23 protein-coding genes and 3 tRNA genes are annotated in these 21,664 nt (G+C 63.9%); 6 read left to right on the forward strand and 20 right to left on the reverse strand.

The genetic code is table 11. The features are described from left to right. From CCD76_RS17320 to CCD76_RS17375, 12 genes are all read right to left on the reverse strand, one after another. The coding region (locus tag CCD76_RS17320; protein ID WP_143543314.1) for a DUF2786 domain-containing protein at positions 1-199 on the reverse strand (199 nt) is incomplete at its 3' end. Continuing rightward, positions 196-426 carry a type II toxin-antitoxin system HicA family toxin gene (locus CCD76_RS17325; protein ID WP_087720677.1) on the reverse strand — a complete coding sequence of 77 codons (231 nt, stop codon included), beginning with the start codon at positions 424-426 and terminating at the stop codon, positions 196-198. The genes CCD76_RS17325 and CCD76_RS17320, both read right to left, overlap by 4 nt. Further along, entirely contained in the window at positions 419-1,288 is an 870-nt protein-coding gene (locus tag CCD76_RS17330) for a DNA adenine methylase (protein ID WP_087720679.1), read from the reverse strand. Before CCD76_RS17330 ends, CCD76_RS17325 begins: the two co-directional genes overlap by 8 nt. Then, positions 1,285-1,839, reverse strand: coding sequence for a phosphohydrolase (locus CCD76_RS17335; RefSeq protein ID WP_087720681.1), 555 nt, complete (start codon positions 1,837-1,839; stop codon positions 1,285-1,287). The genes CCD76_RS17330 and CCD76_RS17335 overlap by 4 nt, the downstream gene beginning before the upstream one ends. Further along, a complete protein-coding gene (dnaB, locus tag CCD76_RS17340; RefSeq protein ID WP_075563472.1) occupies positions 1,836-3,245 on the reverse strand; it encodes a replicative DNA helicase in 1,410 nt (469 codons plus the stop codon). The genes CCD76_RS17335 and dnaB overlap by 4 nt, the downstream gene beginning before the upstream one ends. Beyond that, the gene (locus CCD76_RS17345) at positions 3,235-4,125 is read right to left on the reverse strand and encodes a ParA family protein (RefSeq protein WP_075563473.1); all 891 of its coding nucleotides are present in this window, start codon (positions 4,123-4,125) and stop codon (positions 3,235-3,237) included. The genes dnaB and CCD76_RS17345 overlap by 11 nt, the downstream gene beginning before the upstream one ends. Before the next feature lie 160 nt (positions 4,126-4,285). Next, a tRNA-Thr gene (locus CCD76_RS17350) sits at positions 4,286-4,361 on the reverse strand. 20 nt (positions 4,362-4,381) lie between these two features. Next, positions 4,382-4,456, reverse strand: a tRNA-Gln gene (locus CCD76_RS17355). 7 nt (positions 4,457-4,463) lie between these two features. Continuing rightward, a tRNA-Phe gene (locus CCD76_RS17360) sits at positions 4,464-4,539 on the reverse strand. Positions 4,540-4,630: 91 nt separating this feature from the next. Continuing rightward, entirely contained in the window at positions 4,631-4,903 is a 273-nt protein-coding gene (locus CCD76_RS17365) for an oxidative damage protection protein (RefSeq protein ID WP_087720683.1), read from the reverse strand. A 12-nt stretch (positions 4,904-4,915) separates the two neighbouring features. After that, positions 4,916-6,001: an A/G-specific adenine glycosylase gene (gene mutY, locus CCD76_RS17370; protein WP_087720685.1), complete on the reverse strand. Its 1,086-nt coding sequence runs from the start codon at positions 5,999-6,001 to the stop codon at positions 4,916-4,918. 179 nt (positions 6,002-6,180) lie between these two features. After that, entirely contained in the window at positions 6,181-8,583 is a 2,403-nt protein-coding gene (locus tag CCD76_RS17375) for an AsmA family protein (protein ID WP_087720687.1), read from the reverse strand. A gap of 288 nt (positions 8,584-8,871) precedes the next feature. Here CCD76_RS17375 and hisB point away from each other — a divergent pair, with 288 nt between their 5' ends. The 4 genes from hisB (at position 8,872) to hisF (ending at position 11,869) form a co-directional block, all read left to right on the forward strand. Then, on the forward strand, positions 8,872-9,465 hold the full coding sequence (gene hisB / locus CCD76_RS17380) for an imidazoleglycerol-phosphate dehydratase HisB (RefSeq protein WP_087720689.1): 594 nt from the start codon (positions 8,872-8,874) through the stop codon (positions 9,463-9,465). A gap of 40 nt (positions 9,466-9,505) precedes the next feature. Further along, positions 9,506-10,147, forward strand: a complete 642-nt coding sequence (gene hisH / locus CCD76_RS17385) for an imidazole glycerol phosphate synthase subunit HisH (RefSeq protein WP_087720691.1) — start codon at positions 9,506-9,508, stop codon at positions 10,145-10,147. 169 nt (positions 10,148-10,316) lie between these two features. Continuing rightward, positions 10,317-11,099, forward strand: coding sequence for a 1-(5-phosphoribosyl)-5-[(5-phosphoribosylamino)methylideneamino]imidazole-4-carboxamide isomerase (gene hisA, locus CCD76_RS17390; RefSeq protein ID WP_087720693.1), 783 nt, complete (start codon positions 10,317-10,319; stop codon positions 11,097-11,099). Beyond that, a complete protein-coding gene (gene hisF, locus CCD76_RS17395) occupies positions 11,096-11,869 on the forward strand; it encodes an imidazole glycerol phosphate synthase subunit HisF (RefSeq protein WP_087720695.1) in 774 nt (257 codons plus the stop codon). Before hisA ends, hisF begins: the two co-directional genes overlap by 4 nt. Positions 11,870-11,992: 123 nt before the next feature. Here hisF and CCD76_RS17400 read toward each other — a convergent pair whose 3' ends face one another. The 3 genes from CCD76_RS17400 to CCD76_RS17410 form a co-directional block, all read right to left on the reverse strand. Next, a complete protein-coding gene (locus CCD76_RS17400) occupies positions 11,993-12,766 on the reverse strand; it encodes an RsiV family protein (protein WP_087720697.1) in 774 nt (257 codons plus the stop codon). A gap of 145 nt (positions 12,767-12,911) precedes the next feature. After that, positions 12,912-13,502: a YjaG family protein gene (locus CCD76_RS17405; protein ID WP_087720699.1), complete on the reverse strand. Its 591-nt coding sequence runs from the start codon at positions 13,500-13,502 to the stop codon at positions 12,912-12,914. A gap of 10 nt (positions 13,503-13,512) precedes the next feature. Next, positions 13,513-13,815 carry an MGMT family protein gene (locus CCD76_RS17410; protein ID WP_087720701.1) on the reverse strand — a complete coding sequence of 101 codons (303 nt, stop codon included), beginning with the start codon at positions 13,813-13,815 and terminating at the stop codon, positions 13,513-13,515. 60 nt (positions 13,816-13,875) lie between these two features. Here CCD76_RS17410 and CCD76_RS17415 point away from each other — a divergent pair, with 60 nt between their 5' ends. Then, a complete protein-coding gene (locus CCD76_RS17415; protein WP_087720703.1) occupies positions 13,876-14,547 on the forward strand; it encodes a type 1 glutamine amidotransferase in 672 nt (223 codons plus the stop codon). Between the two features lie 17 nt (positions 14,548-14,564). Here CCD76_RS17415 and mnmH read toward each other — a convergent pair whose 3' ends face one another. The 5 genes from mnmH to CCD76_RS17440 all read right to left on the reverse strand — a co-directional run bounded on the left by mnmH (position 14,565) and on the right by CCD76_RS17440 (position 20,056). Next, a complete protein-coding gene (gene mnmH, locus CCD76_RS17420; protein WP_256961364.1) occupies positions 14,565-15,638 on the reverse strand; it encodes a tRNA 2-selenouridine(34) synthase MnmH in 1,074 nt (357 codons plus the stop codon). 35 nt (positions 15,639-15,673) lie between these two features. Next, entirely contained in the window at positions 15,674-16,714 is a 1,041-nt protein-coding gene (gene selD, locus CCD76_RS17425) for a selenide, water dikinase SelD (protein ID WP_087720707.1), read from the reverse strand. 131 nt (positions 16,715-16,845) lie between these two features. Further along, positions 16,846-18,222 carry a DNA repair protein RadA gene (radA, locus tag CCD76_RS17430; protein ID WP_087720709.1) on the reverse strand — a complete coding sequence of 459 codons (1,377 nt, stop codon included), beginning with the start codon at positions 18,220-18,222 and terminating at the stop codon, positions 16,846-16,848. A 144-nt stretch (positions 18,223-18,366) separates the two neighbouring features. Continuing rightward, on the reverse strand, positions 18,367-18,831 hold the full coding sequence (locus tag CCD76_RS17435) for a copper resistance protein NlpE N-terminal domain-containing protein (RefSeq protein WP_087720711.1): 465 nt from the start codon (positions 18,829-18,831) through the stop codon (positions 18,367-18,369). 127 nt (positions 18,832-18,958) lie between these two features. Then, positions 18,959-20,056 carry an alkene reductase gene (locus CCD76_RS17440; RefSeq protein WP_087720713.1) on the reverse strand — a complete coding sequence of 366 codons (1,098 nt, stop codon included), beginning with the start codon at positions 20,054-20,056 and terminating at the stop codon, positions 18,959-18,961. Between the two features lie 188 nt (positions 20,057-20,244). On the opposite strand from CCD76_RS17440, the gene hisC reads away from it, so the two are divergent. Beyond that, positions 20,245-21,303, forward strand: coding sequence for a histidinol-phosphate transaminase (gene hisC, locus CCD76_RS17445; protein WP_087720715.1), 1,059 nt, complete (start codon positions 20,245-20,247; stop codon positions 21,301-21,303). Positions 21,304-21,664 lie beyond the last annotated feature (361 nt).

The raw sequence follows: 21,664 nt of genomic DNA on the forward strand, positions 1-21,664 counted from the left end.
AGCGCGGCGGCTTGCGTCCGGTCGGCGACTTAACGGCCACTCGGTCGATGGTCGATGCCGCGACATCAATCTCGCTGACGCCATACTCGTCCATCAGATGCTGCGCCTGACGCAGTGCCGTTCCGGCCTCGTGCTCGTTGGCCGATCGTGACAGCGCCAGGCAACGTTCGATCTTGCGAAGGATGCGATCAGGAATCATGCCTCGTCCCCCTCATGTCGCTGTTCCCTGCGTAGCCGTGCCAGCACGTTCTTCTCGGCACGCGCGTCGCTGGGTGAAAAACCGGTGAACACGGGCGGGCAGCCCGGCTTGATGAAGCGAACGTGGCCGCCACGGGTGCGTTCGACAATCCAGCCATGAGTCACGGCATAACGCACCACGCGCTTCAGGGCGCGCGTCGAGCAGCGAATCGGCAGTGCGTCAGGCATGGGCCACCTCCTGGTAGGGAAGATTGAGTTCCATCTGACCGGCCCATTCCGCCGCCCGCGGATTGAGCCACAGACACTCGGTACGCTGCCCAGAACCACGCTGGGCCGATGCCTGCACATGCCGTCGAGCCATGCGCCAACCCCTGAGCACGTCACGATAGAGGTCGGCGTCGTAGCCGGAGAGAATCACGTAGCCCTGAGCGAGCCGAAGGCGCTCTAGCAATTCAATGTGACGCAGGTCGCTCAGCTCATGGCTGTAAACGCGCCGATGCCCCTTCTCTCGGGTCTCCTCGAGATAAGGGGGATCGACGTAGTGAAGCGTGCGCGGGGAGTCATGCTGGGCGATGACGGTCAGGGCGTCGCGGTTCTCGATCAGCACACCCGACAGCCGCTCGGCCACCAGACCGATCACGGTCGGCAACCGCTGCCAGTGATGCTGTGTCGTGCCGTGGGCACGTCGGGTATCGGTGCGGAAGCCGGAATTGCCTCGGGTCGCGCCGGCGGAACCGAAACCCATGTGGGCACGGATCAGCAGCCGTCGAGCGCGCTCTACCGGATCCGGGGTGTCGTCCCAGGCACGCTCGAACTCGACACGCGCATAGGGGGTGAGCGCGATCTGTTCAATGAGGCACTGGCGCTGCTCGGAACTGCGCAGCACCTCGAACAGATTGACGACATCGCCATCCAGATCGTTGTAGACCTCGGCGTAGTTGCGCGGCTTCTGCAGGAGGACACCTGCAGCGCCACCAAAGGACTCGACGTAGACATCGAAGGCGGAGATTGGAGGAAAGTGCGCCATGATCCACGGGGCCAGACGGAACTTGCCGCCGTGGTAGCGCATCAGAGGAATCCTCACTGTCATGACGCGACCCTCCTGAACTCCACCTCTGCCTCTCGCTGAGAAGCTAGATATTCATAACGCGCCATCCATTGCCCAAAGGCATGATCCATCGACCAGGGCTGGGTGCGCATTGGCAGTGGTACCACCCCTTCTAGGCAATCCCAGGAATCCCCTTCGCACAGCAAGTCCCGGCGTTCCGTTGCGAGCAGGATCAGGTCGATATTCTTAATGCAGGGATCCATGGCACCGGGGAGCCCGAAACGCTCTGCAATCGCTGCCCAAAACCGACCTTCGATACGTTTGAACTCCGGCATCAGCGCTTTCAGCGGCGACACCATGTCCCCGATATAGGCTTCGGTGGCGTCGTGCATCAAGGCCGTAAGCTGATGTTCGGCAGGCACGAACTGGCTCGCGAGCACACAGTGCTGCGCGACGCTGTAATGCTGACGGGTATGCCCGCCGAATCGGCAAATGCGGCTCAGTGAGCGTCCGATGTCCACGGGGTCGATCATCCGTGGCGTTGGGCTGGCCATGTGAACAGAGTGGCCTGAGTGGGTGGTAATGAAGCTCATGACCGTCCCTCCTGTACCTGCTTCCACGCCAACGACTCGAACCGCGTGCTCGAGCCTACGAACGTCAAATGCACCGCGCCGGTAGGCCCGTTGCGCTGCTTGCCGATGATCAGCTCGGCGAGTCCCTTGTTGTCAGGGTTGTCGGGGTTATAGACCTCGTCGCGATAGACGAACCCGATGACATCGGCATCCTGCTCGATCGCGCCGGAGTCGCGCAGATCGGCCATGCAGGGGCGTTTGTTGGGACGGTTCTCCAGCGTGCGGTTGAGTTGCGAAAGCGCCACCACCGGGCAGTTGAGATCCTTGGCAGTAGCCTTGAGGATGCGAGAAATCGCAGAGATTTCGTTGTTGCGGTTCTCGGAGCCTGGCTCCTCAAGCAGCTGCAGATAGTCGATCAGGATCAGGGCGGGCTTGCCGTGGCGGCGCACCAGCCGGCGGGCGCGTGACTTGAGAGAGGTCGCGGAGATGCCGCTGGAGTCATCGACGAACAGACGTTCCTCGAAGCCGAGTATGCGGTTCGTGGCCGAGGTCAGCTTTTCCCAGCCACCGTCATCGAGCTGGCCTGAGCGCAGCTTGCTCAAATCCAGACGCCCCATGCTGGCCATGAGACGCAGCATCAACTGCTCCTCGGGCATCTCGAGCGAGAAGACGAAGATCGGCGCGGTGGCCAGCTCGGTGCGACCGGCCGTGGCGACCAGCGCATTCTCGACGAGGTTCATGCCCAGCGTGGTCTTGCCCATCGAGGGGCGACCGGCGATGACGATCAAGTCGGAGTCCTGCCAGCCGCAAGTGAGTTCGTCGAGATCCTTGTAGCCAGTCGGCGTGCCGGTGATGCCGTCCTTGGCATTGAAAGCGCGGTCGATAGTATCGATCGCCGCCGTCAAGGCGTGACGTATGCCGGTCTCCTTGCCTTGCCGGTTCTCGGCCAACGCGAACAGCTGGTGTTCAGTGGCCTCGATCAATGCCTGGCTGAGTTGCTGTCCATCCAGCGCCCGCTGGCAGAGGTCGCGGCCCATGTTGGCCAACTGACGACGGCGCTGATGCTCTCGTACGATGCCCGCATAGGCGACAACATTCGTCGCTGAAGGCGTGTTGCGAGCCAGCTCGGCCAGATAGGGCAGACCCCCACAGGTCTCGATATGACCATCGCGCTCGAGCAGCTCGGAGAGTGTCACGACATCGAGCGGCTTCTCATCATGGGAAAGCTCTTCCATCGCCTTGAAGATCAGCCGATGCGGATAGTGATAGAACGCTGACGCGTCGACGATCTCGCAGATGTCCTCCCACTTCGTGTTGTCGAGCATCAACGCGCCAAGCGTGGACTGCTCACCCTCGATACTGTGCGGCGGCAGAAGCCCCATGGCTTCTGCCCCGACGGGTGCAGGGGATTGGGTCTCAATGGACATGGCCCACCCCCGATTTCCCGGTGCCGGATTTACCGTTGGAGATGACAGCGCCTACCGCGTGGATGGCGTCGGCCCACTCGGGATAGAGATCAATGGCCACTGCCTTGAGCTGATCGGCGCAGGCCGGCGCCTTGCGACTGTAGGGCTTTCGCGGCTCGACCCGATGGACGGGCAAGCCCTGGAGCGCGGCCGAACGGTAAGCGGAGAGATTGACCAGCGGCGTCTCGAGCACGCTGATGCCGTGATCTTCTACCTCGGCATACATGGTGCGAATGCTGTCGGCGATGTCACGGGCATCACGGAGCTGGTCGGTCATCTTGTTGAGCAGGATGGAGACCGGCGGCACCTCGAAACGGGTATAACGTGCCAGCTCGCGTAGCTCGTTGAGCATGCCCTGAGTGCCGCGCACGAATTCGCGGGCGGTGAGCAGTTCGGGAACGATGGGAGAGATCAGCCGATCGGCGGCCATGACGGCCATCTCGAGAATCACTGAGCGCGCGCCCTGGGTATCGATGAGGATGGCGTCATAGCGATCGGCGAAGCGATCGAGGAGGTCGATCAGGCGGAAGCGTCCATTCGGGGCGTTGAGCAACAGCTGCTGCAACTGATTCCGATAGTCGTTGGAGACGATGATGTCGAGATTGGAGACAGCGGTATGAGAGATGATCTGGTCGAGGTCGACCAGCTCTGTCGCGAGTAGCTCGTACACGCCGCCGGGGGCCGGCTGTGACAGCTCGTAGTAGGAAGAGAGGGTTGGCTGGGAATCCAGATCTATGAGGAGAACCCGGAGACCGGCATCTGCCAGGAGACCGCCGAGGTTGGCCGTCGTGGTCGTCTTGCCGACGCCGCCCTTGGAGCAAACCGTTGCTGAAACACGCATAACTGCACCTCATCCAGTGGTAAGCGGAATGAGTGCAATAGATGCTGGGCGGGACAATTTTCGAGGCTACATGATGCTGAGGCTTTCGCTGATGCAGGTGCCAAGGTGTTTACCCCGGACCTGCTCATCGCAATTCAGCTATTCCACCATCTCTAAGCTCTGGTGCCGACACCAGGAGTCGAACCCGGGACCTACTGATTACAAGTCAGTTGCTCTACCAACTGAGCTATGTCGGCGAGCATAGAGACGTTAGCGATGGCTGGGGTAGCAGGATTCGAACCTGCGCATGCCGATACCAAAAACCGGTGCCTTACCACTTGGCGATACCCCAGCATTGATGGTGGCCAGAGACGGAATCGAACCGCCGACACGGGGATTTTCAATCCCCTGCTCTACCAACTGAGCTATCTGGCCCTCGCCAACGGGGACGCATTTAACCAGCAAGCCGTTTTGGGGTCAACCCTTTTATTTCAAAAAGATGAGTTCTTTTCACACCGCCCGAAATTCACTGGCTGGGCGGCACGTATCCTTCGGCGTGATCGGTTTCCTGGTTGTCGAAAAACCGGTTCATCTGCGTCATCAGATACTCCCGCGCTTGCGGGTCCAGCATGTTGAGATGCTTCTCGTTGATCAGCCGGGTCTGCAGCGCCTGCCACTCCTCCCAGGCGCATTTGGAGACTGTCTGCTGGATCTCCTGGCCCTTGGCGCCGGGCAGCGGCGGGAAAGCCAGAGCTTCGAGTTCCTGCTGGTACTTGCGGCAGAATACGGTCTGCGCCATGAAAACCTCCTGTCATGCGTTGAGTGCGTGCGTCTGGGCCAGTGTCGCCAGCAGCGCCTTGACCGGTGCCGCCAGACCAATGCTGGCGGGCTCGGCGGGATCGACCCACTGCCGATTCGATTCGGCCACGGCCGTGGCGGCGTTCCGATCCGGAAGCCGCGCCGGTCGCGGCGTGATCTCCAGCCGGAAGTGGGTGAAGGTGTGGGTGAACGGCTGCCAGGCGCTTTCCAGATGAACGCCTCGACAGTGCCGCTCCAGCCACTCGTGCAGTTCGCTGTCGCCATCGAACTGGGGGAAGCCCCACAGGCCGCCCCACAGGCCGCTGGGCGGGCGTTGCTCCAGCAGCACCCGACCAGCCTCGTCCAGCAACAGTAACATCTGTGTCTGCCGCGTCGGCAATTCGCGCTTGGGTTTGGAACCGGGGTACCGGCGCTCTTCGCCCCGGGCATGCGCTTCGCAGACATCCTCGAACGGGCACAGCAGGCAGCTCGGCTTGCCGCGCGTGCAGATCATGGCCCCCAGATCCATCATCGCCTGCGTGTAGTCCGGCAGCCGCTCCGAGGGCGTGTAACGCTCCGCCAGCGCCCATAGCCGGGCGAGTACGTCGTTCTTGCCGGGCCAGCCTTCCACCGCATGCAGCCGGGCCAGCACGCGTTTGACGTTGCCATCGAGAATCGCGGCACGCCGGCCGGTACTGATGCTGACGATCGCCCCGGCAGTGGAGCGGCCGATTCCCGGCAAGGCGGTCATCGCCTCGAGATCATGGGTCGGGAATTCGCCATCGTACTCGTCGACAACGACCTTGGCGGCCTTATGCAGGTTACGGGCGCGGGCGTAGTACCCAAGCCCGGTCCACAGGTGCAGCACCTCATCCTGGGGCGCTCGCGCCAGTGCGTGGACATCGGGGAAGCGCGCCATGAATCGTTCGAAGTAGGGAATGACGGTGGCGACCTGGGTCTGCTGGAGCATGATCTCCGAGACCCAGACCCGGTAGGGCGTCTTGTCGTACTGCCACGGCAACGACTTGCGGCCGTGCGCGTCGAACCAGTCGAACACGCGCTCGCGGAAGGCTTCGGCCGACAGGGCTATTTCTGCCAAACGGCACCTCTTCGAAATGATGATAGCTCGGAATGATGATAGCGACTCCGGCCCCCAAGCGACGGGACCGTGTCGAGGTGATGAACGGAGCAGGAAGACGGCAAGCGAAGCGGTCATCCGCCAGCCGGATGACAAGGCGCCGACATGGCATCGGCGCCCAGGCTGAGTGTTGACCAGGCTTACTGGAAGAGATTCCGGATCTTGTTGCCCAGCTTTTCCGCCGCGCCGTCACCCAGCTTTTCGTCGATCTTCTGGCGGGTCTCGTCGTCGAGCTGCTTGTCCAGTTCTTCGTCGATCCGTTCGCCGGCCTTGCGCTTGGCCTCGTCTTTGGCCAGTTCGGCAAGTGAGCTCTGGAATGCCTCGCGGTCGAATCCGCACCATTGCCCCGGCGCCTCGTCAAGGCTGCCCTGGCAGCGGATCGGGAAGTCGATCCGGGCCAGCCTCGGGTTGACGCCGCAGGCCGCTTCGTCGGCGGTATCGGTGAAGCGCGCCGCGGCGCGATAATCGAGACGGTTGGTCACCAGATTGACGTCACCCTTGCCGGTCACCTCGATGCCCGGGATGGCGATGACGAGATCGTCGTTGTGCGCCACGCCATTGTCGACCGTCACGCTGGCCTGCAGGCGATCGAAGGCGGTGTCCTTGCTCCACTCGCGGGTCGATTCACGCCCTTCCAGCGTCGCGACCGCCGTGCACAGCTGACGCGAGACGTTGACATCGAGCATGGCGCCGTCGTCGACACGCAGTGCAGCCTGACCGTCGAGGTTCTGCTTGAGCCCTTCGACCGTGTTGGTCCGCGAATCGAAATCGCCCTGCAGATTGAGCTTGCCGCGCAGCGGTGACGCCTTGCCGCTGAAACCCTGATACAGCGGCGCGATGTCGACCCCGTTCATGCGCTCGGTGAAGGAGAGCTGGATCGGCGACTGACGCAGGTCCAGCGCGCTGGAAGCCTGCAGCGAGCCGTCGTAGAGATTGGCGCCGAGAGAGTCGAGGCGCTGGCGCCCGCCGCTACCGCTGGTGGCGAGCTCGACGTCGCTCAGGTCGATACCCTTGACCTTGAGAGAATCCAGCGTCAGATGCCCTTCCTGCTCGAGCCCGGCGAGCCAGTCGACGGGAAGCAGCTCGGCGCCTTCGGCCGCGGCCAACGCCGGCGCGACGCCGAGCGCCGAGAGCCAGGCGGTGTCCTTGGCGTCGTCGCCCGTCGCATCGCCACCGGCATCCTGCGATCGCGGTGCCAGGTAGCGGTCCAGATCGAGCCGATCGCCGGCAAGATCGAAATTCAGCGCCTGACCATCGAACGTGGCGCCCAGCGAGCCGCGCAACTGGGTGTCATCCAGCGTCATCTGCAGATCGTCGAAGTCGATCCGTTGCGCATCGCCGGAGAACGGGCCGCTCAGCGACAGCGCGGTGAGCGCCTCGTCGTCGGCACTGTTCACCTCGATACCGAAGCGCGTCAGCCAGTCCCGCACCGACAGCGGCGCCAGTTCCATCCGGCCCTGATAGCGGGGCGCGTCGTTCAGTTGGGTGACGTTCACGCTGCCTTTCAGGTCCAGGCCATCGTCGCCGGTCAAAACGAGGTCGCCGAGCGTGGCGGTCTGGGCCTGGAAATCGGCCGCCGCATCGCCCTGAAGATCCAGCGACAGCGGTGTTTCCTGCATGGCGGAATGGTAGAGCGAAGCGCCAAGCTGAATGTCGTCGGCCCGGTACTGTTTCGCCCGGGTATCGGCGACCAGCGTGGCGACCTTCAGGTTGAGCGTCTGGGCCTGCTCGGCCAGTGTCGGCAGTTGCGCCTTGCCGTTGAGCGTCACGCTCTCGAAGGTATAGCGCCCCGCACCGAGATCCATCCGCATCTGGCTCTTGAGCTGCAGGTTGCCGTTCACATCCGGCTGGCGACCCTCGACATCGAAGGAGAGCTGGATCGGGAACGACGATTGCGGGCTGACATTGCTGCTTTGCAAACTGAGGTTGGCCAGCGTGATGTCCAGCGGCTTCTGCCGATCGACGTAATTCACCTGGCTGTTGGAGACCTTGATACTGGCGATGTCGAACGCCACCGCCTGATCGGCGCCCGGCTTCAGGCCGGGGCCCTTTTTCTCTGATGTCTCTTTCTCTGATTTCTCTGGCTGCGCCGGTTTCGACGACTCGGCCCCCTTCTGACCCTCGTTCTCGGCCAGGCGATCCAGCAGCACCTGCCAGTTGCCCTGGCCCTGCGCATCGCGGGCGAGATTGAGGCGCATGCCATCGAGGATCAGGCCGTCGACCGAGACGTCTCCGGTCAGCAGCGGCGTGAACGCCACGCTGACCTCGGCGTTGTCGAAGCCGACGAAGGGCGCATCCTCCCGGGACTGCTCGGGAAGCCAGGCTTCGGCATCCTTGACGCTGACGCCGATGCGCGGATAGAAGGACCACGACAGCGGGCCGTCGAGACGCAGCTCAAGGCCGCTCTGGTTGCGAACCGCCTCGATCAGACGCGGCTTGAGATCGTTCGGATCGAAGAACGTGGTGATATAGACCACCGCCACCACGACCAGAATCCCCAGGACACCGACTGCCGCCAGCAGCGTTCTGAACAGCCCCTTCATTCCCATCCCCCCTGTGCGTGATCGACAGACGCCAGCGGCCGATGGACGGTACATCGTCGCCACGTCGCGCGACCAGGAATCGCTCTACCGGGAACGACTGGATGATGCGACTCGACGTGCTGTGTGGCTTCCGGCATGCCCCCTGTGTCTCCTTGTCGGCAGAACGGCCTGACTGATCGGTGGGCGGCGAAGATCGCCGCCCGATAAACACCGCCATTGTAGCGGATGCAGGGCTCGATTCACTATAATGGCCGATTCTCGCCAACCGTACCGGGAGATTCCCCACGCATGTCCGAGCGCATCGCCACGGTGTCGCGCGACACCAACGAGACGCAGATCACGGTCACGGTCAACCTGGACGGCAGCGGCCGCCTGGATTGCCAGACCGGGGTTCCTTTCCTCGACCACATGCTGGATCAGGTGGCTCGCCACGGCATGATCGACCTGACAATCGATGCCAAGGGCGATCTCGAGATCGACGAGCACCACACCGTCGAGGATCTCGGCATTACTCTGGGGCAGGCCTTCGCCCAGGCGATCGGCGACAAGCGGGGCATTCGTCGCTACGGCCACGCCTACGTGCCGCTCGACGAGGCGCTGTCTCGCGTGGTGATCGATTTCTCCGGCCGTTCGGGCCTGTTCATGGATGTCGAATTCACCCGCGCGACCATCGGCCGGCTGGACACGCAGCTGTTCTGGGAGTTCTTCCAGGGCTTTGTCAATCACGCCCAGGTCACGCTGCACATCGACAATCTCAAGGGCTTCAACGCCCACCATCAGGCGGAAACCATCTTCAAGGCGTTCGGCCGGGCATTGCGTGCCGCGGTCGAGGAAGACCCCCGCATGGCAGGCCAGATGCCATCGACCAAAGGCAGCCTGTGATACCGCCCATCGCCACCACCGAATCAGCGAGGAAACCGCAATGACGATCGCCGTGATCGATTACGGAATGGGTAACCTGCACTCCGTGGCCAAGGCGCTCGAGCACGTCACCCATGAAAACGTCATGGTGACCCGCGATCCGCGCTCGATTCGCGGTGCCTCGCGCCTGGTGCTGCCCGGCCAGGGCGCGATCCGCGACTGCATGGGCGAACTGCAGCGCACCGAGCTCGAAGGCCTGGTCAAGGATCTGCTCGAGGAGCAGGCCAAGCCGCTGCTGGGTATCTGCGTCGGCCAGCAGATGCTGTTCGACCGCAGCGAGGAGAACGGCGGCGTCGACTGCCTGGGCTTCCTCCCCGGTCGCGTGCGTCACTTCGGCCACAAGCTGACCACGCCCGAAGGCGAGCGCCTGAAAGTGCCGCACATGGGCTGGAACCGTGTAGCGCAGCATCACCAGCATCCGCTGTGGAACGGCATCGAGGACGGCGCGAGGTTCTACTTCGTGCACAGCTATTACGTCGAGGCCGCCAGCGATGCCGATATCTTCGGTACTACCAATTATGCCGACGTCGACGCCCATGTGGTCACCGGTCGCGGTACCGTCTTCGCGGTCCAGTTCCACCCGGAGAAGAGCGCCGGGGACGGCCTGCAACTGCTGGAAAATTTCGTCAACTGGGCGCCCTAGGCACCATCCGAAAAGTGGCTGCGCTCACCCATATGGCGTTAGAAATTGGCTCAAGATACTCATTTACCCTCTGTAAACTCCGTTCTTTCGCCGATTTTTGTCTTATCTGGTCATCGCGCCGACTTCTCGGACAGCACCTAACCGACTCACAGTCAAAGGATTCGAAGCCATGCTGGTGATTCCCGCCATCGATCTCAAGGACGGCCAGTGCGTGCGCCTCAAGCAGGGCCGCATGGATGATGCGACCTCCTACGGGGACGATCCGGTCGCGATGGCCGCACGCTGGGTCGAGGCCGGCGCGCGGCGGCTGCACCTGGTCGATCTCAACGGCGCCTTCGAGGGCAAGCCGGTCAACGGCGACGCCGTCACGGCCATTGCCCGCGCCTATCCGGATCTGCCGATCCAGATCGGCGGCGGCATCCGCAGTGCCGAGACCATCGAGCACTATCTCGCTGCCGGGGTGAGCTACGTGATCATCGGCACCAAGGCGGTCAAGGAACCCGACTTCGTCGGCGAGATGTGCCGCCGGTTCCCGGGCCACGTGATCGTCGGCCTGGACGCCCGCGACGGCTTCGTCGCCACCGATGGCTGGGCCGAGGTATCCACGGTCAAGGCGGTGGATCTGGCTAGGCGATTCGCCGACGACGGCGTTTCCTCGATCGTCTATACCGACATTGCCCGCGACGGCATGATGCAGGGCGTCAACGTCGAAGCCACCGCGCAACTCGCCCGCGACGGCGGCCTGCCGGTGATCGCCTCGGGCGGCGTGACCGATCTGGAAGACATTCGTGCGCTGGCCAAGGTCGCCGACAGCGGCATCATCGGCGCCATCACCGGACGCGCCATCTACGAAGGCTCGCTCGACGTCGCCGAGGCACAGGCGCTGAGCGATTCGATTCAGGGCGATTCGATGCGTGGCGACCGGATCGACACCGCGGGAGTCCGCTCATGACACTGGCCAAACGCATCATTCCCTGTCTCGACGTCGACGCCGGCCGCGTGGTCAAGGGCGTCAATTTCGTGGGGATTCGCGACGCCGGCGATCCGGTCGAGATCGCCAAGCGCTACAACCAGCAGGGCGCCGACGAGATCACCTTTCTCGACATCACCGCCAGCCATGAAGATCGCGGCACCACCGTCGAGATGGTCGAGCGCATCGCCGGCGAGGTGTTCATTCCGCTGACCGTGGGCGGCGGCATTCGTCGCTGCGAGGATATTCGCACCATGCTCAATGCCGGCGCGGACAAGGTCTCGATCAATACCGCCGCCGTCACCAACCCGGATTTCGTGCGCGAGGCCGCCGAGCGCTTCGGCAGCCAGTGCATCGTGGTGGCGATCGACGCCAAGAAGGTCAGCGCCGAAGGCGAACCGCCGCGCTGGGAGATATTCACCCACGGCGGGCGCCGCCCGACCGGGCTGGACGCCGTGGACTGGGCGCGCAAGATGGTCGAGTACGGCGCCGGCGAGCTGCTGCTGACCAGCATGGACCGTGACGGCACCAAGGTGGGCTTCGATCTCGGCGTGACTCGCGCGATCAGCGATGCGGTCGAGGTGCCGGTGATCGCTTCCGGCGGTGTCGGCAACCTCGATCATCTGGTGGCCGGGGTCAAGGAAGGCGGTGCCGATGCGGTACTCGCCGCCAGCATCTTCCACTTCGGCGAGTACACGATTCCTGACGCCAAGCGCTACATGGCCGAGCATGGCATCGAGATGCGCCTCTGAGGCCATTGCCGAGCGAACCTGGCGATCCCAAAGCGCCGCGCCTGAATTCCAGGCGCGGCGCTTGCGTTTTCTACTCCCAACACAGATTACCGTAGCCAGCGATTGGCCCGATAATCGCCATCATCAAGGCAGATAGCGCGCCTCGAGAACGCCGTCGAGCTCGGCGGAGGGAATCATCAACTGCGGCTGCCCCGCCGCGTACGGCGCCAGATCGTAGACCTGGTACTTCACCGCCAGCCCGTCCACCAACGGCGCCACGTTGTCGGATAGCGCGAACGGCCACTGCATCTCTGACAATCCGCTGGCCTGGTCGGTCTTCAGCCAGCGCTGATGCGCCCGCTTCAACGCCGCCTCGTAAGCCGGCCGCTGCCCCGGAAGCAGCATGTCGTCGAGAGCCACCACCTGCTGCGTGTCGCGATCGATCACCAGGTAAGAGGTTAGCGGCAGGCCGTGGGCACCGCCGCTATACAGATAACCGTCGAGCTCGATCACCAGCAGGTCGTCGTGATCCGCCACGATGTCCGCCCTGAGATCGGCCTCGAAGCCGGGCAGTTCCGGTACGTCCTGGCGGGCGCTGCGGGCGGCCGCGAATACCTGATCGGCGAAGTCATCGAAAGAACGGGCCTGCCCCATGGCGTTGCCGTCGGGGCTCTCGCTGAGTCCGCTCGCCAGCCCGAACAGCCGCCGTTCGAGTTCGTCGGAGAGCCGTGGCGATTCAGGGAAGCGCAGGTAGGCGGCGTTGACGGTGGCGCAGCCGTCACCCTCGCAGCCGGGCTCGTGTACGCTTTTCACTACCGGCTCGGTGCGCAGCGCATCGCCGCTCCATCCCAGACTCTGGCAACCCGCCAGCATCACTGTCGCCAATGCCAGGCCACCGACCAACCAACGTTTCTGCATGATGTTCCTCCTTGAACGTTATTTTTGCGCGTCGGCCGCTACCGCGGTTATTGGCCTCCAATCGCCTTGCTCCTGTCTTTCCATCGACAAGCCGTTATCAACAGACTCTGGCACGACCAGCTTATCCACAACCGGTCGACGCCGATCAATCGAGGCTCAGGCCCAGATTGCTGACGCCTTGGTTGCGTCCCAATGCGCGCAGCGCCGAGAGATCATCGAGTTTGGGGGCGGCCTCGAGCGCTTCGAGCACCGCGTCCTGAAAATCACGTTCGTCCTCCATCAGCTCGTGCTCGCGGAACAGCGCATCGAGCCGCTCGGCGTCCTCGCTGCCCTCGGTCATCTCGATATAGGCGCGTACGCCATTGCGGGAAACCCGGCCCACCTCCAGCGCGGCCTCCGGGGCTTCGCCGCGCAGGGCATCCAGCAGCGTGGTCAATGCCATGACGCTCTCCGTCGCCCGTCGCGCACCGAAGCTGTCGTCGTCTTCCGGCGGCTCGATTTCGGCCAGCTTCTCGGCCTGCTTGTCGAAGTCGATCCGGGCCGAGGCGACCTTGAGCCGTTCCCATACCAGATCCAGCACATTGTTCATCACGCTCGGATTGCCGTGGCCGCTCATGCCGGCATAGAGCGCGTAGTTGGGCACCAGGCGTTCGCTCAGCGCCGCCATGAAAGCGATCTGCTGGCGCGCGTCGAGCTGGCGGAGTCTGGCGTTAAAGCTACCCGTGGGCTTTGTCATGAATTCCTCGTCAATCTGGCCACATCAAATGCATCGGCACGCGACCACCGGCATCGAAAACGACCCCTTCGGCGCGCAATTTCTCGTGCTGGCGCTGGGCGCCGCCGTGCTCCGCGATTCGTCGGCTGGCGCCAATGACCCGGTGCCATGGCAGATCGTGCCCCGCGGGCAGCTGCCGCATCGCCGTCCCGACCAGGCGCGCCGTGGCGCCTTCGGTCATCCGGGCGATCCGCCCGTAGGTGGTGACGCGCCCCGCGGGTATCTGCGCCACGATGGTATAGATCTGTTCCAGGATCTGGGCACGAATGGCCATCGCTAAAACCCCATTCCTCGCTTGTGGAGTGGTCCGGTCGTCCCCATCATTGGACCTATCATGCATATCTACTTTCTTCAGCATAGCCCGCTGTTCGGCCCCGCCCGCATGGCGGATTGGCTCACTGGCATGGGCCACAGCTACAACCACTGCCGACTGGACGAGGGCGAACTGCCACCGCCACTGGCCAACTGCGACGCGCTGGTACTGCTCGATGCGCTGCAACCGCCCGATGCCACGCTGCTCAAGCGCGAGCGCAAGCTGGTGGATCGCGCCTTGAAAAGCAACAAGCCGGTGCTCGGCATCGGCTTCGGTGCCGGCCTGATCGCCGAGGCGCTCGGCGCCATCGTTTCGCCCGCCGTGCAGCCGGAAATCGGCTGGCAGCCGCTGACCCTGGCGGACGAAAGCTCCTTCGACCTGCCGGAAACCTTCGACGCCCTGCTCTGGCATCGCGACATCTTCGGCCTGCCGGATGGCTGCCTGCCGCTGGGCAGCACGCCGGCCGGCCCGGTCCAGGGGTTCGCCTGGGATCTGGGCCGCGTCGTCGCGCTGCAATGCCATCTGGAGCTGACGGCCCAGGGTACGGCGGCGCTGTGCGATCACGACCTGCCGGCAGCCAACGCCGCGCCCTACGTACAGACTCGCGACGAGATTCTTGACGACCCGAGACGGTTCGATCGGCAGGCGGCACTACTGGACCGGATCATGACCCAGTGGCTGGGCGAGCGTTGAGCTAGATATCCTTGCTCCTAACCGGCCTGTTCGCGCTCCCACTGCCGGGCGACCGCCAGACAGCTGTCCCAATCCCCGACGTGCAGTGTCGGCCGGGGCTGATGCTCGATCTGGTGGCGATACATCGGGTCGTAGTACTCCTGCAACAGCGGTGCCAGCCAGGCCTCGTGAGCCTGCACGTTGCCGTGGCGCTGGGCCACGAAGGCCCGTTGCTGCGCCTCGGTCAATCGCGCCAGACGCTCGCCGCCCAGACGCTTGCCGAGGCGCTTCAGAGCGCCGGAGAGCTGCTTGCGAAACAGCACTTCGCCCAGATGCGGGCCGTAGTCGCGATGATAGATCTCGCTCAGGTCCTCGATGTAATCCTTGCGGATCTGCTCCAGACGCCACTCCAGCGGCATCTCCACCCGGATACAGGGCGCGGCTTTCATTACCTGCCAGAAGGTGGCCGGAATCGCCAGCCGCCCGATACGCTGGGACTCGTCCTCGACCACCCGCGCATGAGGCAGGCGCATCAGGTCCAGCGTCAGGCCATGCTCGAAATCGATCTGCGATGGTCCGGCCAACGGATGCTGGCCGAAGGCCGACCCCTTGTGACGCGCGTGGCCTTCCAGGTCGACGCCAGAATCGAGCGAATTGACTAGCGCCGTCTTGGCGCAGCCGGTCAGACCGGCGACCAGCAGCAAGGGTGCCTGACTGTGGGCTTCCAGCGTTTCGATGAACCGGGTGCGCATCGCCTTCCAGCCACCGCGAATCCGTGGCAATGGATAGCCGCGCTCGGCGAGCCATTGCTGCGAGATCTTCGATCGCATGCCTCCGCGGAAGCAGTAGATCACGCTATCCGGCGCTGCCTTGATGGCTTGTTCCCAGGCGACCAACCGCGCTTCGCGGCTCTCGCCGGAGACCAGGCGGTTACCCAGCTCGACCGCGGAGGCCTGGCCGGCGTGCTTGTAGCGAATGCCGACCTCGCGGCGCTCGTCATCGTCCATCAACGGCAGGTTGATCGCCCCCGGCAAGGCGCCAGCGGCAAATTCGATCGGCGCCCGGACATCGATCAACGGTCGTTGGAGCAGCGCCAGATCGGCATCGATCAACTCATGGCTCGTTGCACGGCTCTTGTCGTCGTCCTTCAACCGCGTACCTCGATCAGGCTGGCACCGCCGCGCTTGCTGACGCATTCGCCGAACGCTTCCAGTTTGAGTTGATGCTGCCGCCCGATTCGCTCGACATCGTCGGCCCAGGCCGGATCCACCGCCAGCAGCAGGCCGCCGGAAGTCTGCGGATCGCACAGCCACTGCCAGTGGGCGGCGTCCATGTCCGGCAGCGCCTTGCCGATCGCCTCGCGATTGCGCGCGGTGCCACCCGGTACGGCGCCCTTGCGCCGATAGGCCTCGGCTTCGGCGAGCCGCGGCAGCTTGGCGAAATCGATCCGCGCTTCCACGCCGCTCGCCGCGCAGACTTCACTCAGATGCCCGGCCAGGCCGAAGCCGGTGACATCGGTCATGGCATGCACGCCTTCGACCTTGGCCAGTTCCTTGCCGATATCGTTGGCGATCAGCATCGTCTCGCGGGCCAGGCCGTGGTGACCGGCTTCCAGCAAGCCCTGCTTTTCCGCCGTCGTCAGCAGGCCGACGCCCAGCGGCTTGGTCAGATAGAGCAGGTCGCCCGGCTTGGCGCCGCTATTGAGCTTGAGGTTGTCGAGATCGACCAGGCCGTTGACCGAGAGCCCGAAGATCGGCTCCGGTGCATCGATGGAGTGGCCGCCCGCCAGGGCGACGCCCAGTTCGCGACAGACGGCCTGGGCGCCGGACATGACATCGCCGGCGATCTCCGCCGGCAGCTTGTCCAGCGGCCAGCCGAGAATGCCCAGCGCCATGATCGGCTCGCCGCCCATGGCGTAGACATCGCTGATGGCGTTGGTCGCGGCGATGCGGCCGAAGTCGAACGGATCATCGACGATCGGCATGAAGAAATCGGTAGTCGAGATCAGGCCGCGGCCGTCGCCCAGGTCATAGACGGCGGCATCTTCACGCCCCTGGTTGCCGACGATCAGATGCTTGCTGTTGGCGCCCGGCCCGGCCTTGGCAATGATGCGGTCGAGCACGTCGGGGGCGATCTTGCAGCCGCAGCCGGCCCCGTGGCTGTACTGCGTCAGGCGAATGGCACTCATGGTCTGTTCCTCGTCTCTTTCCTGGGGATATCGATCCTGGCTGGCAGTTTACCCGACGCGGCGACGAGACTCAGCGCCGGCGACACGATCCCCGCCGGCGACAAGACAGGCGGCCCCGTGGACCGCCACGTTCACAGCGCTTCCAGCGCCTCGGCCAGCTTGTCGACCGCCACCACCTGCATGCCGGCAGGCGCCTTCTTGGGCGCATTGCCGCGCGGCACGATGGCCCGCGTGAAGCCATGCTTGGCGGCTTCGATGATGCGCTCCTGGCCGCTGGGTACCGGACGGATCTCGCCGGACAGCCCCACTTCGCCGAACACCACCAGTTCCCGTGGTAACGGCCGGTTCTGAAGACTGGAGACCACGGCGAGCAGGACCGCCAGGTCGGCGCTGGTCTCGAGCACCTTGACCCCGCCGACGACGTTGAGGAAGACATCCTGGTCGCCGGTAAACAGCCCGCCGTGCTTGTGCAGCACGGCCAGCAGCATCGCCAAGCGGTTGTGATCGAGCCCCACCGCGACGCGACGCGGGTTGCCCAGCGCAGACTCGTCGAGCAGTGCCTGCACTTCGACCAGAATCGGCCGTGTGCCTTCCCACACCACCATCACCAGACTGCCGGAGGCCAGCTCCTCGCTTCGCGACAGGAAGATCGCGCTGGGATTCTTGACCTCCTTGAGGCCGAGCTCGACCATCGCGAACACGCCGAGTTCGTTGATCGCGCCGAAGCGATTCTTCTGCCCGCGCAGGGTGCGGAACCGGGAGTCGCTGCCGCCTTCGAGCAGCAGCGAGGCGTCGATCATGTGTTCGAGCACCTTGGGGCCGGCCAGCGTGCCGTCCTTGGTGACATGGCCGACCAGCATCAACACGGTGTTGCTCTGCTTGGCGAAGCGCGTGAGTGCCGCCGCCGACTCCCGGACCTGGGCGACGCCGCCGGGCGCGGAGCCGATATCTTCCAGGTGCATGGTCTGGATGGAGTCGATGATCAGCACTTCGGGGCGTTCCCGCTCGGCCACGGCCAGCAGCGTCTCGATGCTGGTCTCGGCGAGCATCTTGAGCCCCTGGGTCGGCAGTTGCAGACGGTGGGCGCGCATCGCCACCTGGGACAACGACTCCTCGCCGGTGACATAGAGCACGCGTTTGCTCTGGGCCAGGCGGCAGGCAGTCTGCAGCAGCAGCGTCGACTTGCCGGCGCCGGGATGGCCGCCCAGCAGCACGGCCGAACCGGGCACCAGGCCGCCGCCGAGGACGCGGTCGAACTCTTCGAACGTCGAACTGAAGCGCGGCACCTCGGTAAGATCGACGCCGGAAAGATCGACAACCTCTCGCGACAGCGCGCCGGCATAACCGCCCCGAGCACCACTGCCGCTCGCGGGTGCGCCGGGCCGGGCGCCGCCGACCCTGACCTCGCTCAGCGTGTTCCACTCGCGGCAGTTGCTGCACTGGCCCTGCCATTTGCTGTAGTCCGCACCGCATTCGGTGCAGACGAAGGCGCTTTTCGCTTTTGCCACGCGCGGCGGTCTCCATCAAGCAGGTGAATGGCAGACATGCATGGTGCCATAGATGGCTTTTCCACACCGGCTGCCCGTTGACGACTGTCCTTCAACGACAAGAGGCGGCCAATGGCCGCCTCGATCTGCTCGTCAGCGTAACGATTACTGACGGTTCAGGCGCAGCATCTCGCCGTTTTCGAAACGACGGCGCTGGGGATCGATCAACTCCAGCGTGCTGTCATCGATCTTCTGGAAGTAGTAGATCTGGCCTTCGCCGTTCGGCGTCAGCTCATAAACCGTTGCCTGCGGATCGACCGCCGTTCCGCTCATCGTTTCCCACTGGCCTTCGTACTGCTCCGGATCCGGGTTCTGCGGATGATTCCGGTAGTCGGCCTCGAGGGTGAAGGTGCGCTCGGCGGCAGGCGACGACTCGGTGCCGCTGAGGTCGACGGTCAGGTCGATACCATCACAGCTGCGGCAAGGCAGCGTGCCTTCGTAGGTGGTCGTGGTCGACGACATTCCGGCAGAGGAATCGGCGGTGCCGGTCTGCGTTTGGGTGCCACCGCTGGCACAACCGGCCAATACGGCAACCGTGGCGGCGCTGGCCAGCAACGTCCTGATCTGCATATCGGTTCTCCTTCACTTCTGGGCCATATAGGCCGCCTTGGCGGCCACATGATGACAGGATAGCGGTAAGTTTCCCGCGTGACACCCCATTCAGCCACCACGGCTCAGGCTGCCACGCGCAAACGGCTCAATCCAGCGTCGGATAGTCGGTGTAACCCTCGGCCCCGCCACCATAGAAGGTTTCCGGATTCGGCTCGTTGAGCGCGGCATCCCGACGGAAGCGCTCGACCAGATCCGGGTTGGCGATGTAGGGACGCCCGAAGGCAGCGGCATCTCCCAGTCCGTTTTCGATCAGCGCTTGTGCACGTTGGGCGGTGTAGTGCCCGCAGTAGATCAGCGTGCCGATGAAACGCTCGCGCAGGTCACGGCGGAAATCGTCGCTCAACTGCGGGCCTTCGCCAGTCCAGTCGGGCTCGTTGATGTGCAGGTAGGCGATCTGGCGACGGCTCAATTCGCTGGCCAGATAGCGCATCATCGCTTCGGGCTCGTCATCCGACAGACCGAAGATTTCGATGAAGGGCGACAGCCGCACACCGATGCGCCCGGCTCCCATGACCTCGTTCACGGCATCGACGACTTCCAGCAGCAGACGGGCTCGGTTGACCACGTTGCCACCGTAGCGGTCGTTGCGCCGGTTGCTGCCGGTAGCGAGAAACTGCTGCAGCAGATAGGCGTTGGCGGCGTGCACCTCGACCAGATCAAAGCCAGCACGCTTGGCGCGCCTGGCAGCCTGGCGGTAGTCGTCGATCAGGCCGGGGATCTCGTCCAGCGTCAGCGCCCGTGGCGTGCTGGTCGGATGCTGGCCGGAACTGCCGTCCTCGAACTCGACGAAACAGTTGGCGCCCTCGGCGCGCAAGGCGCTGGGCGCGACGGGCGCCTGACCTTCCGGCTGCACCATCTCGTGAGAGATGCGGCCCACATGCCAGAGCTGCAGGGCGATCCGCCCGCCGGCACCATGCACGGCATCGACGACCTGGCGCCAGCCGGTTTCCTGATCGTCGGTCCAGATGCCCGGCGTGTAGACATAGCCTCGTGCCGTGGGCGAAATGTTGGTCGCTTCGCTGATGATCAGACCCGCGCCGGCCCGTTGGGCGTAATATTCGGCCTGCAGTGCGCCGGGGATGCTGTCCGGCGTCCGAGCGCGAGTCAGTGGCGCCATCATGACGCGATTGGCGAGTTCGACATCACCGACGGTGATGGGCGAAAGCAGCTTGTCGTAGGCCATGGAATTCCTTCGAAGATAGGGATGTAAATCGTGAATCGGATATTCCGTAGATGAGGCCGTTAGAGCACTAATCAACCCGAACGTTCATATTCCCCGGCTGGCTTGCACCGATTCGAGCCTGACGTCACTATGAGCGCTGCCCTGCCGCAGTTGTCTGCATCGTATCCATTACGTGTCCGCGAGAGATCATGAGTCGATTCTGGAGCCCCGCCGTTCGCGCCCTGACCCCCTACGTACCGGGTGAGCAGCCACGCGAGAAACTGATCAAGCTCAATACCAACGAAAATCCCTATCCGCCTTCTCCCGCCGTCGAGGCGGTATTGCAACGGTTCGCGGTGGATCATCTGCGTCTCTACCCGGACCCGGAATCTTCGGCACTGCGTCAGGCGCTGGCGAAGACCTATGGTGTCGAGCCGGAACAGGTCTTCGTCGGCAACGGCTCCGACGAGGTATTGGCGCTGGCGTTCCAGACCTTCTTCTGCCAGCCGAAGCCGCTGCTGATGCCGGCGATCAGTTACAGCTTCTACCCGGTCTACTGCAAGCTGTACGACATTGCCTATCGCACCGTGGCGCTGAACGATCACTGGCAGATCGCCCTGGAAGCTTTCGATACCGATAACGGCGGGGTCGTGTTCGCCAACCCCAACGCGCCGACCGGCCACGGTCACCCGCGCCAGGCCATCGCCCGTCTGCTCGAACGTATCACCGAGAGCGTCGTGCTGGTCGATGAGGCCTATGTGGATTTTGGCGGCGAAAGCGCCATCCCGCTGGTCGACGAACATCCCAACCTGCTGGTCACCGGAACGTTGTCCAAATCGCGCAGTCTGGCGGGGCTGCGCGTGGGTTACGCCATCGGCTCGCGCGAGCTCATCGAAGGGCTGGAGCGGGTCAAGAACTCGTTCAACTCCTATCCGATCGACACGCTGGCCAGCGACGTCGCCATCGCTTCGCTGGAAGATCACGAACACTTCCGGGCCTGCTGCGAACGGGTCGTCGCGACGCGGGAGTGGACGCGCCAGCAGCTCGAGGCTCTGGGGTTCGAAGTCCTGCCGTCACAGACCAATTTCCTGTTCGTGCGTCATCCGGAACGCAGTGGCGCGATGATTTTCAGCGAACTGCGTGAACGCGGCATTCTGGTGCGTCATTTCGACAAGGATGGACTGCGCGATTTCCTGCGCATCTCGATCGGCACCGATGACGAGATGCGCAGCCTGATCGAAGCACTCCAGGCCACGCGCCAGGCATAGTGGCAGCGCGATATCGTCACAACGGTATCCCTTTCCTGCCCAACCCCAGCAGCCGCCGCTCTCTTCAGGGCGGCGGTCATGCATGACGGCCAGCCAGCGCTCCACCACGAAATCCGGCATGAACGGTTTTTCTTCCGGAACACGACGCTGAGACGGCCGGAAAAGAGAGGTGTCGGTCGTGTCACCAGCGACTCGGCGCCCAGGTCTTCGAATCGCTTCTCCGGCGAGCCCCCTGGCGCTCATCATGAAGCAGGCCAATCGCGCTAAACAGCAGTTGTACGGTTGACTGAAAGCCTGTCGCAGCTAAAAGGCACTTAAATGATCAGTTACCTAGGGTCTGTTGACGTTTCACATGGGCAGC

Source organism: Salinicola salarius (assembly GCF_002179555.1).
GTDB lineage: Bacteria > Pseudomonadota > Gammaproteobacteria > Pseudomonadales > Halomonadaceae > Salinicola > Salinicola salarius_A.